Source organism: Corallococcus sp. M7, assembly GCF_054512695.1.
This window is the reverse complement of record NZ_CM137252.1, coordinates 2,033,597-2,046,445: the sequence shown is the minus strand read 5'-3', so window position 1 is coordinate 2,046,445 and position 12,849 is coordinate 2,033,597. Positions and strand designations below refer to the sequence as shown.

Below are 12,849 nucleotides of genomic sequence, written 5' to 3'. Positions count from 1 at the left end.
CCGGCCACCGCTGCGCACCGCTGACATGACATCCCCCCTGCAAGGGATTGGAATCAAACAGGCGCACCATGACAGCAAAGCCTGTCTGATTCCAAACTCCGGGGGCCGTCAGGCCGGCAATGCCTTACGGCAGGTACCGCCACGGCGCCGTCACGGACGGCTGGAAGCAGTGCACGTGGGCCTGGGTGGCGCTGGGAATCTCCTGCACGACGCCCGCCCCGTAGCCCCGCGCGCGGCACCACTGGCTCACCTCCAGGCGCGAACCCGGGGCGGTGTAGTCGCCCAGGTTGGACACCGGCCCCAGCGCGGACCTCTCCACGTTCGTCTGGAGCCCGGAGTTGAAGCAGCCCACCCACGGCCGGGACGTCACCTCGAACACCTGCCCCGTCGTCCAGCCCTGGCTGTTGCAGAAGCGGTGCGCCGCGGCGGTGCAGTGGGTGCTCGTCACGCCGCGCTCGTCGGTGCAGCCCGCGTGGATGCGCGTCAGCTCCTCGAACGTCACGGCCACGCTCTCATGCTGGATGGGCGCGCACGCCACCGTCAGGTCCGTGGCCGTGGACGCCACCGGCACGCCCGCCAGCGAGATGGGCGGACGGTTGCTGACGAGCTGGAGGATGGTGTCCCAGGTGTTGGAGCTGTTCGCCAGCGCGTCGCCCGCGCCCCGCTGCGCGCAGGCCCGGTGCATCGCGGACAGGCACGCCGCCGAGTTCAGCGCGCTGGTGCCGTTGCACGCGGGCGCCTGGGCACTCAGCACGAACTGGCCCGCGGAGGGCGTGTGCTGGATGGCCTCTTCACGGCAGTTGGCGCCATGCGCGGTCATGCAGATGCTGCGGTTGGAGCGCGCGTGCGTGAAGACGCGCACCTCGTCGATGGCGCCCCGGAACGAGCCCTCGCCGTTCGCCGGGCAGCGCTGCGTGTCCAGATTCGCGCCCGCGCCGATGTAGAGCGTCCCCGTGCCCAGCCGGGCCGTCCCCGGCGCGACGGGCAGCGCGCGGTTCGTGGGCACGCCGTTGAGGTATTCATTGAAGACGCCGCTGGTCCCGTCCCACGTATAGGCCAGGTGACTCCACTGCCCCACGGGCAGCACCGGGCCGCCGCCCAGGCGCACGCGCTGGCCGTTGACGACCAGGGAGAACTGCACCTGGTTGCTGGCCTCGTAGATGATGTCCAGCCCGCCGGACTTGTGCATCAGGTAGCGGTAGGGATTGCCGGTGGTGCACCCCTGCTGGATGTCCGCGTCCGGCCGCACCGCGAACTCCACCGACAGGCCGCGCACGAACGCGCCCACGCCGGGCACCGTGCCGGAAGGGTCCGTCAGGTTCACCGCGAGCGCGCCGCCACCGGGCACCACCAGCGCCTTGCCCTTGCCGTGCGGCTGCCACAGCGAGTCCGGCGACGAGCGCGTTAGCGCGTTGCCCGGTGAGATGGAGGCGGTCCCCACCAGCGTGCCCGTGAAGAAGCGGCCGGACAGGTCCGGCGTGCGCGTCAGGTCATACGCACCCGCGCGCGTGACGAGCTCGTTCATGGGCAGGAAGAGCAGGTGGAAGGGGTCCATCAGCTCGCCCAGATCCACCTCGTTGTAGTCGGCGGTGTTGCTGCCGAAGAGGGCCAGCACGTCGTGCGTCTTCGTCACCGGCAGGTAGTGCGCAGCGTTGCTCTGGCCGGGCGGAAAGCTCTGCGAGGGCAGGCGCTCCTGCTCGAAGTTCCACATGGGCCCTGAATAGAAGAGGTGCGCGATGTCCATGCGGTCCGTGTTGATGGCCCCGTCGATGTGGTACGCGGTCCAGTTCGTGTCCGCGCCCACCAGGCTCACCGCCTCGCGCCGCGCGCCGTCCGTGTACGTGACGGCGATGTAGAGGAGGTTGCGGCCCTCGTGGTCCACCCACGCGTAGGCGCCGCGCACGAGCGCGCCGGACGTCGTGTCACCGAAGTCCTCGCCCGTGGCCGCCTTCAGCCGCTTCCACGACAGCGGGTAGCGCTTCACGCCCGCGTTCGTGTCGTTGAACATCATGGACAGCGGACGCGGGTTGCTCCAGCCCGTGGCCGCGCACGGCGTGGGGTTGTACGCGTACATCATGTGGTCGATGACGCCGTTGTTCGCGGGCCCGCCCTGCCAGATGAGCAACCGGCCGTCGGACGTCATCGTGGGCTCGATGCCGCGAATCGTGGCGCCAGTGACAGTACGCAGCGTCTCCAGCGGACCGGTGCTGAACGACGCGATGTCCGCTGACGTGGTGAAGGGCTGGGACACGCGGATGTCCGTGGTGCGCCGCCGGAAGACGTTGTCCCCGTTGAACATCATCGAGTCGAAGATGTACGGCTGGTACACCGCCACGCCGCTCGACAGCGCGTAGGGCTGGGCGGGGTTGGTGAAGCAGAACGCCAGCGCGTTCTCTCCGTTGCGCACGGCCACCGTCTTGCCCGCGGAGAAGGCCTGCGCGAACGACGGCTTGCCCGCCGCGTCGTACGTCACCGCCTCCGGACGGAACACCCGGGCAATCCACGTCGTCGTCGTGGTCGCCTGGTCCTCGCGGATGTTGCCCACGAAGATGCGCCCGTCCACCGTGGACGAGTGCCCGTTCGCTCCGAAGGGCGTCCCGATGCGCGTGTTCACCAGCGACGGCCGGCCTTCCGCGAACGCCGCCCCGGGCATGCCCGCGAGCACCGTCCCGAGCATCACACCCAGGGTCCCACTAAGTAACTTTTTCATGGAAATAAGGTTAAGCCATTTTGACTTCTCTGGTCTAAGTGGGGCGGTCTCCGCTCCCTGTCGGAGCTGGACGCACCTTCGAGGAAGACGATGGCGACGAGAGCCGGGAAGACGCTGTGGGCGCTGGCGGCGGTGCTGGGACTGACGGCCTGTGGTGGGGGTGCCGCGCCCGCGCAGGACGCCATGCTGACGACGCCGGTGGTGGCGGAGCGGGAGCAGTCCGCCACGGCGGCGCCGCTGGGCCGGACGGTGTGGCTGAAGGCGTGCGCGACGCAGAAGTTCGTGTCGGCGGACAAGAACCTGGGGGCCACGGCGCCGCTCGTCGCCAACCGAGACAGCGCGCAGGGGTGGGAGCAGTTCCAGGTGGGTGACGCGGGCAACGACTTCATCTCGCTGCGCGTGGTGGAGACGGGCCTGTACGTGTCCGCGGATCCGAATGCGAACGGCCAGGTGACGGGCTTCCGCACGGCGGTGGGCGACTGGGAGCGCTTCACCTGGGTGCCCTTCGCGGACGGCTCCGTGGGCCTGCGCGCCAAGAGCACCGGCCAGTACGTGTCCGCGGACGCGAACCAGGGCGCCAGCGCGCCGCTCTACGCCAACCGCGCCGCGGCGGGCTGCTGGGAGGCGTTCTCCTTCGGCATCGTGGGTGGCGGCGAGGACCGCTGGGTGCAGATCTGGAGCGACGAGTTCGACGGCAACAGCGTCAACACGGCCAACTGGACGCCCAACACGACGGTGCACGTGAACAGCGAGCAGCAGCAGTACACGAACTCCGGCGACAACATCTCCGTGAGCAACGGCACGCTGAAGCTCACCGCTCGCCTGCAGTGGAACAACGGCTACCCGTTCACCTCCGGCCGTCTGGAGAGCGCGGGCAAGCGCGAGTTCAGCCACGGCCGCATCGAGGCGCGCATCAAGATGCCCGTGGGCGCGGGCCTGTGGCCGGCGTTCTGGATGCTGGGCAATGACATCAACACCATCGGCTGGCCCGCGTGCGGTGAGCTCGACATCATGGAGAACGTCGGCTACGGCGACTGGACGTCCGGGGCGCTGCACGGCCCTGGCTATTCCGGCAACACGCCCATCAACGGCCGCTTCTACCCGTCGTCCAGCGTGAGCGACTGGCACGTGTACCGCACGGAGTACTCGTCCTCGGACATCAAGTGGTACATCGACGGGGCGCTGGTGAAGACCACGACGCGCACGGAGGTGCTGCGTTATGGCGCGTGGGTGTACGACAAGCCCCTGTTCATCATCCTCAACCTCGCGGTGGGCGGCGGCTATCCCTTCGGCGTGAATGGCGCCTCCACGCCGTACTACGGCGTGCCGCAGTCCACGGTGGACCTGGTGCGCAACGCGCCGCAGACGATGGAAGTGGACTGGGTGCGCGCCTACCAGTGGCGATAGGCTGAAGGGCATGACGCTCCCGCCCCTCCTCCTGCTGGCTGACAGCGCGCCGCTGTTCTGGCGCGTGGAGGGGCGCCCCTTCCTGGACTACGTGCGCGTGCTTACCGGCGCGGAGCTGCGCGTGCCGCCGGTGAAGGCCGCGTACCTGGGCGCATCCAACGGAGACGTGCCGGAGTTCTACGACATCTTCGTCGCGGCCATGGAGGGCATCGGGATCCAGCGCAGCCGGAGCATCCCGGCCAGACCGTCCGGCGAGGACCTGGCGTGGCTGAAGGCCGCCGACGTCATCCTCCTGGCGGGCGGAGACCCGCGCGTGGGCTGGGACGCGTTCCAGGCCCACGGCGTGGACGCGATCCTGCGTGAACGGCATCAGGCCGGCGCAGTGCTGATCGGCGTGTCCGCGGGGGCCATGCACCTGGGCCTGGGCGCGTGGTGCGAGGATCTGCCCGGAGAAGGCGAGCCCTTCCCGGTGCTGGGCCTGGCGCCCTATCTCATCGGCGTGCACGAACCGCCCGAGTGGCCCGGCCTCAAGCTCGCCCTCCAGCGCATGGGGTTGCCCACGCGGGGGCTGGGCATCCCGCAGGGGGGCGGCGTGCTGCTGCACGCGGACGGCAGCGTGGAGCCCGTGCGGCAGACCGTGGTGGACGTGACGGTGGACGTGGAGGGGCGGCTGCACGAATCGCTGCTCATGCCTCCGGCCACGCCGTACCGGGGTGAATCCCCCGAAGCGCCGGTGGACCGGCGGACGCTCCAGTAGATGGCTCCCTTTCGAGGAACGACGATGGCGATGAGCACGGGCAGGGCTGCGACGGCGTGGGCGCTGGTGGCGGGGCTGACGGCGTGCGCGGGGGCACCGAAGCGCGCGGAGGCGGTGACGGGCAGGGAGGCCGGCTGGGTCCAGGTGTGGAGCGACGAGTTCAACGGCATGGAGGTGGACCCGGGCAACTGGCGCATCCAGACCGACGTGCACGTGAACAACGAGCAGCAGCAGTACACGACGTCACCGGACAACGTGTCGGTGAGCGGCGGCACGTTGAAGCTCACGGCGCGGATGCAGACGGCCAACGGGTATCCGTTCACGTCGGGCCGGGTGGAGAGCGCGGGCAAGCGGGAGTTCAAGCACGGCCGCGTCGAGGCGCGTATCAAGCTGCCGGTGGGCGTGGGGCTCTGGCCGGCGTTCTGGATGCTGGGCAGCGACATCCACACGACGGGGTGGCCGGCATGCGGCGAGCTCGACATCATGGAGAACGTCGGCTACGGCGACTGGGTGTCCGTCGCGTTGCATGGGCCGGGCTACAGCGGCAACACGCCCATCAACGGCCGCTTCTTTCCGCGCACGCCGGTGAGCGACTGGCACGAGTACGGCGTGGAGACGTCGCCGGAGGCCATCCACTGGTACATCGATGGGGAGCGAGTGAAGACGTCCACCCGTGAGGAGGTGGAGCGCCACGGCGCATGGGCCTACGACAAACCCCTCTTCATCATCTTCAACTTCGCGGTGGGCGGCGGCTACCCGGAGGGCGTCAACAAGACGAAGGAGCCGTACTTCGGCGTGCCGCAGGCCACGGTCGACCTGGTGCGCGACGCGCCGCAGACGATGGAAGTGGACTGGGTGCGCGTCTCCGAGAAGCGCTGAGGCCCTCCCTCCAACGGGGGATGGTTCCCACTGCGACAGGGTTCCTAGGGTGTTCCTCCTCGGGAGGAACAAGCCATGGCGGTCACGGTGGTGGTGGTGTCGGGGCCCATTGGCGCGGGGAAGACGACCCTCGCGCAGGGGCTCGCGCGGCGGTTCGGCGCGCTGCATCTCCGCTCGCGAGACCTGCTGAAGGAGCAAGGGGGTGAAGGCTCGCGGCGCTCGCGCCAGGACCGGCTCCTCACGCTGGACCGCGAAACGGCGGGTCGCTGGCTGGCGGACGGAGTGCTCACGGTCCTGCATGGGCTGGACACGCATGGCCTGATCATCGTGGATGCCGTGAGCAGCGAGGCGCAGCTGGTCGGCCTGCGCGGAAGCCCGGGGCTTCGCGTCGTGCATGTCCACCTGGAGGCTCCCGAGCCGGAGCAGGCACTGCGCGATGAGGAGCGTCGTTCGCACGCCACGCATGAGCACGAAGAGCCTGCCACGGTCGCAGTGGCCAGCGCCCACCCCATTGAGCCGCCGCCACACGCACCGCGAAAAGACGCAGGGTTTGCCCCTACCGGGGTGGCCAGCGCCCACCCCATTGAGCCGCTGCCACACGCACCGCGTGAGGACGCGAGGCCGGATAACGGCAAGGCGGCCAGACCGTCCGAGGAGCCTTCGTGCACGCCCTGCACGGATGCGGAGCAGGACGGCTTCGAGGCGGCCTGGGCGCATCCCGCCGAGCGCGCGGTGCACGCGTTGGCCTCGTTGTCAGACCTCGTGGTGGACACAGCGAAGACATCGCCCGACGCGGTGCTCGTGCGGGTGGCCAGCCGGCTCGGGCTGTATGGGCGCTCTGGCGAACGGCTGGTGGACCTCATCGTCCCGGGGCCGCATGGCGGGGTGGACATGCGCCCTCTCACGGCGCAGCTCGCCCCTCACTACGCCATCCTGCTCCAGCCGAGCGCGGGCCCCTCACGCGAGGAACTGGAGGACGCGTTCGCCCGGGGTCACCGCGTGCTCGTCGTGAGCGCCGAACCTTCCGCGAGCGGCTGCATCCAGGCAGCGGGCATCGCACCGGGGCGGGTGCGGCGGGTGGTCCTGGCGTGCCGCTCGGAAGGCCGCGCGTTCGACTGGGTGGGGCTGCGCGAGGCCGCGTCCCTCAATGCCCCCACGGATCTGGCGCTCACGCTCGCGGGGGACCTGGCCGCGACCAACTGGTCCGTCCGGCGCTTCGACCAGCTCACCGACTCGGCCCGTCACCATCTGGAAGAGTTCGAGCGCGTCGCGGGTGCGCCCGTGTCCTTCCTCGCCCCCTCGCTGGAGGCGCGCCACTTCATCGAGCGGCGGCCGTGGTGAAACGGGGCACACGAAGCGCCAGGGAGCCAGGGCATTGAAAGCTAAGCTTCCTCGGAACCGGAGGACTCACATGGCATCCCGCCCGCTGTTCCCGACACTGCTGACGATGACTTCGCTTCTGCTCATCCTCGCCACCCCCGCCTCAGCGAAGGATGACACGGAGACGAGGAAGAAACTCGTCGCTTGCATCAACAAGGACATCACCGCGGCGAACTCGGAATGGAAGCTCAAAGACGCGGACCTGAAGAAGTTCACGGACATCATCGATAGAGAGCTCATGAAGGAATCTCTCGCCAAGAAGACGACGGAAGAGCAGGCGAAGATCATCACTGACATCAAAGACTGTTCGCACAAGGAACTGCCGAACCTGGACGACAAGACGATTGGAAAGATGATCGAGACACTCAAGGCGAAGGGAATGCATTGCGCCACGCTGGTGAAGCACTAGAGGCCCGCCACCTCATCGAACGGCGGCCGTGATGAGCAGGGCGCACACGAATCTCCGAAACCTTTTCTGATTTTCCGGGTTGGGGTGTCCGTACAGCAGCACCCGTTCCCGGAGCCCGCGTGCCCTACCCTTCTCCACCCCCACGCCGATGGCTGCTGCCCGGGCTGCTGCTGCTCGGGTTCGCGCCCCCGGCCGTGGCCATGCCCACCGGCCCCGGCACCTTCTGCGCCGAGTACCCCACCGCGCCCGCGTGCCAGGGCACCCAGCCCGCCTGCACGTACTGTCACGTGGCCCCGCCCCAGCGGAACGGCTACGGCGCCGCGCTGGAGCCGCACCTCGCCCCCGGCAAGCCGCGCCCCCTCTCCGACGCGGACTTCGCTGCCGCCCTCCCCGCCGCGCTACGCGCCGTCGCCACCGAGGACACCGACGGCGACGGTGCCCCCAATCAGTTCGAGGTCGAGCAGGGCTCCCTGCCCGGCGATGCCTCCAGCGTCCCGCCCAGCGGCGTCTGCGGCGGCGGAGAGAATCCCCGGTTCAAGGTCTGCCAGTACGACCCGCGCTTCGCGTACCGCCGCATGCTCAGCGACTTCTGCGGCACGTCCCCCACCTACGCCCAGGTGGTCACCTTCCTGGAACTGGGCAGCGAGGAGAAGCAACGCGCCTTCATCGACCAGGAGCTGGACCGCTGCCTCCAGTCCGACTTCTGGCGCGGCAAGCACGGACAGCTCTGGAAGGTGGCCCACCCGAAAATCCGCCCCGTCGGCTCCATCAAGTCCGGCGAGGACGCAGGCATCATCCCCCTGGCGGACTACTACGATGACTACGCCCTCTTCACCTGGTCCCAGACGGACGACCACGACGCGCGCGACGTCCTCACCGCCAGCTTCTACGTGAAGCGCTCGGGCTCGGGCCCCACCACGTACACCGCCACCAACACCCTCTCCTCCCAGTTCGTGGAGGCCTCGCGGCGCGCCGGCAATATGACGAGCGCGTGGACGCTGACCTCGTTCGTCATGTTCACCGCGCTGCCGCGCAACGCCGCGTCGCAGATGTACCGCGCGTACCTGGGCCTGGACATCGCGAAGCAGGAGGGCCTGCACAGCGTCCCCAACGAGCCGCGCGATTACGACGCCAAGGGCGTCCAGGCGCCCCAGTGCGCCGCGTGCCACGCGACGTTGGATCCGCTGTCGTATCCGTACCGCAACTACAACGGCCTGGGCGGGCTGCCCAACCGCTACATCCCCAACCGGCTGGAACTGCTGTTCCCCAACGAAGCGGCCACGCTGAAGAACACGCCCGAGCAGGGCGTCATCCTGGGCCAGCCCGTGAACAACCTGATGGAGTGGGCCCGGGTCGCCGCCAACAGCGACGCCTTCGCCATCTCCACCGTCACGGATTACTGGAAGCTGCTCGTCGGCCACCCGCCGCTGCCGGAGGAGAACGAGGAGTTCGTCCGCACCTGGCAGGCCTTCCGCACGACGCACGCGTACCGCGTGCAGAAGATGCTTCACGACCTCATCCGCACGGAGGCCTACGGTGCGCCCTGAACGCCTGCTGTTGACCTGTCTCTTGCTCACGGGCTGCTCCGACAAGCTCCCCACCGCCGTCGACCTGGGACCGGACGCGAACCCCGGCGTGACACCCGAATGGGACGGCGGCGTCGCGAAGTCCCAGAAGGGAAACCTGCGCTTCAAGGGCCCCGAGCGCCTGTCGCTCGACCTGTCCCAGGCGCTGGAGTTGCCCGCGTCGTCCGTGTGCAACGAACTGGGCCAGTACCCCTGCCAGAACGTGCATGGCGTGGCGCTGGGCGGCGTGGATCCCTACCAGCACAGCGTCTACGAGACCGCCCCCGTCACGGGCGCCACCACGCCCATCGCCGTGGAGCGCACCGTGCTCTCCGCGTGCAACGCGCGCATCGCGCTGGACGTGAACACGCCCGCCGCCGCGGTGGTGTTCAAGGACGTGGTCCTCACCGCGGACGGCAGGCTGGCGGATGCCGCGAGCCCCGCGGTCGCCACGGCGGTGACCTCACTGGTGCGCCGCGCGTGGCTGCGGGACCCGACCCGGGACGAGCGCGACACGCTGGTGCGGCTGTCCGCCGACGTACAAGCCACCGGCGTGGCCACGCCAGGTGTCGCGTGGATGCAGGCCGCGTGTCTCGCCGTCTTCTCTTCCGCCGAAGCCGTCTTCTACTGAGGAACCCCTCCCATGACCCTCAAGACCACGGGCCGGCTGTCACGCCGGGAGATGCTGCGGGCACTGTCACTCTGCGCGGCGGGCACCACGCTCGCGCCCTTCCTCTCCGGCTGCCGGGACTCCCTCCAGACACCCGAGTCCCTGGAGAAGCTGGGCCGGAAGCGCGCCGCGCTCGACGGCAAGCCGAAGTTCCTCATCGTCATCGGGGCGGCGGGGGGCGCGTCCATCGTGGACAGCTTCCTCGCGGTGCGCCAATCCGAGTCCGCCAACGCCGCCGCGCTCAACACCTTCCCGGACACGCAGGTGCAGGGCGTGGCGGACAGCCCCTTCCGCGCGGTGAAGTACAGCAACTCGCGCCTGGGCAGCATCAACATCCCGGTCAACACCGACCAACTGGCGTTCGTGAAGAAGCACGCGAGCGAGATGCTCGTGGCCACCTCCGTGGGCACGTCCGTGAACCACGGCATCGCGCAGAAGCGCTCGCTCACCGGCAACGGCGCATGGCGGGGCCGCACGCTCCAGGAGGCCGTCGCGCTCCAGTGGGGAGGCGGCATGCCGCTGCCCAACGTCAACATGGGCACGGGCGGCTACGCCGAGCGAGGCACCGACGACAGCCTGCCCCTGTCCTGCTTCGGGGAGCCCGTGGTCAATCCGTCCCTGTGGCCCCTGGGCCTGGATGGCTCGCGAGGCATCGCCGGAGCGCCGTCGAAGGACGTCATCGCGCTGGCGCGGAGCACGCGGGACGCCCTGGACCAGAAGTCCATCTTCGGCCGCACCTTCCAGGACAGCGGCGCGCTGAAGCGCTGGAGCGAACAGCGCGGCGTGCAGCAGCCGAAGCTGGAGGCCCTGGACCTCATCACGAAGCTCAACGTCCTGCCGGACCTGCCAGCCATTCCCCTGTCGAAGTATGGGCTGGAGAGCTCACCGGACGGAGCGCGGCTGCGCGAGGTGTTCCCCGGCTTCTTCACGGACCCCGTGCAGGGCCAGGCGGCGCTCGCGTTCCTGCTGCTCAAGTACCGGGTGTCCGTGTCGGTGACGCTGGGGCCGGACTTCAACGTCGCGGTGGGCGGGCCCAACGGCATCGCCAATCCGCCGCTCGCGTTCGACATCAGCCACAACGACCACCGGGGCGGACAGGCCTTCATGTGGGCGCGCATCCTGTCCACGGTGGACGCGCTGATCACGCTGCTCAAGGCGGAGCCCTTCGACGCGGACTTGGGCGAGTCCATGTGGGACCGCACGCTCATCTACGTGGCCACGGAGTTCGGCCGCACGCGCCCGCGCCCCTCCGGCGCCACGGAGTTCGGTTCGGGCCACGACCTCAACAACGGCTTCCTGCTGCTGTCGCCCATGGTGAAGGGAAACACCGTGCTGGGAGGCGTGGATCCAAACACCACCCTCACCTACGGCTTCGACGCGCGCACCGGAGCCCCCCAGCCGGGCAAGGTGACCTCCAACGAACCGGACATCTTCTCCGGAGTCCTCACCGCCATGGGCGCGGACCTGAGCGGCAGCGGCCTACCGGACGCCAGCGCTTTCAAGCGGACCTGAAGCCCCCGGTCCGGAGCCTCCCGAATCGGGCAACGGGCAGAGGCACCCGCCCGGGCCCGGTTGCCTGAAAACCTGTCCGACTGTCGGACAGGTTTTCAGCCCATGCGGCCCGGGGGCTCGCTGGCCCGGCAAGCGACGCGGAGGATGGGGCCGCACGTCCATGTCAGACCCCTGTGGTTGGATGGCGATGCTGGGACGAGGAAGGGGAATGGGGATGGAACGGCGAGGACTCGTGGCCTACGTGGAGGCGCAGATCGAGCGCGATATCGCGCTGGGCCGGCTGCACCCGAGCGGGCAATTCGGCTCCGAAGCGAAGCTGGCGCGCCGCTATGAGGTGAGTCGGGGCACCATCCGCGAGGCGCTGCGACGGCTGGCGGCGCGGGGGCTGGTGGTGCAACGCCCCGGACGCAAGACGCGCGCGGTTCCGCTGGATGAGTCGCTGACGCTGGAGAACCTGGGCCTGGCGCTGCATGACGCGAGCAACCCGGATGCCCGGTGGCTTCTGGAGGGCTACTTCAACCTCAAGCGGCAGGTGCTGCTGGAGTTGCTGGCCGACTGCTGTGCGAAGGCTTCGGACCTCGACCTGGACCGGCTGGGGAGCACGTGCTTCCAGCTCCAGGACGCGGCGCGCTGGGAGCCGGGGGCAACCTGCGCACAGGCGGAGTTCGAGTTGCTGCGGCATGCGGCGCGGGTGGCGGCGCGTCCCGGGCACGTGCTCCTTGTTCAGTCCCTGCAGCGGGCCTTCCTGGGAGGAGCCGCCCAGTTGCTGCCGCTCATGGGCGGAGACGCGCTGCGCGAGTGGGCCTTCCGCGCGATGGCGATTCTGCACGAGCGCGACGTGCAGGCACTTCAGCACGAGCTGCCGGCACTGCTGAAGGCTCGCGATGAGCTGGTGCTGAATGCCTTCGCTCCCATCCCCGTCAAGCCTGCGTCCCCCGAGGCCCCATGCACCCAGGAGGACCTCGTCGGTGCACCCGTGGCAGCCACTGGGATGGTGGACACCGAGGCGCCCGGGGTTGCGCCGTGCCCTCAGGCAGCGACCTCCTCCGTGGCTCCGGCCAGCGAGGCACCGCTGCCTCCAACAGCTCCGGGGCCTACGCCCCCTGAGATGGATGGAGCGCGCGCCGACTGTCGGGCTGATGGGGACGGTTCATCTCCGGAGAGCGGCCTCCCGCACATCGACGCTCCAGCCACCGGTTCCTGGAGACCACCCTGCGCGAGGATTGCTTGCGCGCAGGATGGATCAACGCACCTCGGGCCTCCTGATCAGCCGCCGTAGCAGTTCAGGGTCGAGCCGCCACAGTAGCTGGAGCCGGAGTTGCTCCAGGAGCCCGCGGAGTTGGTGCAGATCTGGTTCTGCCGGCGCTCCAGCGTGGGCGTGCAGCAGCCCACCTTGATGGTGCGCGTCTGGCCGGGGATGCAGCTGGCCTGCGCGGACACCTCCTGCGTGTCCTCCTGCACCGGCGCGCCCTCCTCCGGCGCCTCCACGCCACAGCCCACGGTCCCCAGCAGGCAGCCCATCAGCAACAGTCCCCGCTTCAGCGTCTTCATGTGTCGCTC

At 69.4% G+C, this 12,849-nt stretch carries 11 protein-coding genes; 9 read left to right on the top strand and 2 right to left on the bottom strand.

Features of this window, described 5'->3' with window-relative positions; genetic code table 11:
- Positions 1-124 precede the first annotated feature (124 nt).
- Complete coding sequence (locus tag ACX114_RS08600) at positions 125-2,710, bottom strand: LamG domain-containing protein (RefSeq protein ID WP_459296522.1); 2,586 nt, start codon at positions 2,708-2,710, stop codon at positions 125-127.
- A gap of 90 nt (positions 2,711-2,800) precedes the next feature.
- Between ACX114_RS08600 and ACX114_RS08595 the strand changes: the two genes are divergently transcribed.
- The 9 genes from ACX114_RS08595 (at position 2,801) to ACX114_RS08555 (ending at position 12,568) form a co-directional block, all read left to right on the top strand.
- Complete coding sequence (locus ACX114_RS08595; RefSeq protein WP_459296520.1) at positions 2,801-4,117, top strand: family 16 glycosylhydrolase; 1,317 nt, start codon at positions 2,801-2,803, stop codon at positions 4,115-4,117.
- Positions 4,118-4,127: 10 nt separating this feature from the next.
- On the top strand, positions 4,128-4,874 hold the full coding sequence (locus ACX114_RS08590; RefSeq protein WP_459296518.1) for a Type 1 glutamine amidotransferase-like domain-containing protein: 747 nt from the start codon (positions 4,128-4,130) through the stop codon (positions 4,872-4,874).
- Positions 4,875-5,753, top strand: a complete 879-nt coding sequence (locus ACX114_RS08585) for a glycoside hydrolase family 16 protein (protein WP_459296516.1) — start codon at positions 4,875-4,877, stop codon at positions 5,751-5,753.
- Between the two features lie 75 nt (positions 5,754-5,828).
- On the top strand, positions 5,829-7,094 hold the full coding sequence (locus ACX114_RS08580) for an AAA family ATPase (protein ID WP_459296514.1): 1,266 nt from the start codon (positions 5,829-5,831) through the stop codon (positions 7,092-7,094).
- A 70-nt stretch (positions 7,095-7,164) separates the two neighbouring features.
- Complete coding sequence (locus ACX114_RS08575; protein ID WP_459296512.1) at positions 7,165-7,542, top strand: hypothetical protein; 378 nt, start codon at positions 7,165-7,167, stop codon at positions 7,540-7,542.
- Between the two features lie 119 nt (positions 7,543-7,661).
- Positions 7,662-9,089, top strand: a complete 1,428-nt coding sequence (locus ACX114_RS08570) for a hypothetical protein (RefSeq protein ID WP_459296510.1) — start codon at positions 7,662-7,664, stop codon at positions 9,087-9,089.
- A complete protein-coding gene (locus ACX114_RS08565) occupies positions 9,079-9,738 on the top strand; it encodes a hypothetical protein (RefSeq protein ID WP_459296508.1) in 660 nt (219 codons plus the stop codon). Before ACX114_RS08570 ends, ACX114_RS08565 begins: the two co-directional genes overlap by 11 nt.
- Before the next feature lie 12 nt (positions 9,739-9,750).
- Complete coding sequence (locus tag ACX114_RS08560) at positions 9,751-11,289, top strand: DUF1501 domain-containing protein (RefSeq protein WP_459296506.1); 1,539 nt, start codon at positions 9,751-9,753, stop codon at positions 11,287-11,289.
- A gap of 208 nt (positions 11,290-11,497) precedes the next feature.
- Positions 11,498-12,568 carry a FadR/GntR family transcriptional regulator gene (locus tag ACX114_RS08555; protein WP_459296504.1) on the top strand — a complete coding sequence of 357 codons (1,071 nt, stop codon included), beginning with the start codon at positions 11,498-11,500 and terminating at the stop codon, positions 12,566-12,568.
- Here the strand turns inward: ACX114_RS08555 and ACX114_RS08550 are convergent.
- Entirely contained in the window at positions 12,556-12,840 is a 285-nt protein-coding gene (locus ACX114_RS08550) for a hypothetical protein (protein WP_459296502.1), read from the bottom strand. The genes ACX114_RS08555 and ACX114_RS08550 overlap by 13 nt on opposite strands.
- Positions 12,841-12,849 lie beyond the last annotated feature (9 nt).

Excerpts from the sequence above, each read along its gene's own strand:
- ACX114_RS08560 (WP_459296506.1), top strand. The coding sequence starts at position 9,751 with ATGACCCTCAAGACCACGGGCCGGCTGTCACGCCGGGAGATGCTGCGG.
- ACX114_RS08585 (WP_459296516.1), top strand. The coding sequence starts at position 4,875 with ATGGCTCCCTTTCGAGGAACGACGATGGCGATGAGCACGGGCAGGGCT.
- ACX114_RS08575 (WP_459296512.1), top strand. The coding sequence starts at position 7,165 with ATGGCATCCCGCCCGCTGTTCCCGACACTGCTGACGATGACTTCGCTT.
- ACX114_RS08590 (WP_459296518.1), top strand. The coding sequence starts at position 4,128 with ATGACGCTCCCGCCCCTCCTCCTGCTGGCTGACAGCGCGCCGCTGTTC.
- ACX114_RS08600 (WP_459296522.1), bottom strand. The coding sequence starts at position 2,710 with ATGAAAAAGTTACTTAGTGGGACCCTGGGTGTGATGCTCGGGACGGTG.
- ACX114_RS08550 (WP_459296502.1), bottom strand. The coding sequence starts at position 12,840 with ATGAAGACGCTGAAGCGGGGACTGTTGCTGATGGGCTGCCTGCTGGGG.
- ACX114_RS08580 (WP_459296514.1), top strand. The coding sequence starts at position 5,829 with ATGGCGGTCACGGTGGTGGTGGTGTCGGGGCCCATTGGCGCGGGGAAG.
- ACX114_RS08595 (WP_459296520.1), top strand. The coding sequence starts at position 2,801 with ATGGCGACGAGAGCCGGGAAGACGCTGTGGGCGCTGGCGGCGGTGCTG.
- ACX114_RS08555 (WP_459296504.1), top strand. The coding sequence starts at position 11,498 with ATGGGGATGGAACGGCGAGGACTCGTGGCCTACGTGGAGGCGCAGATC.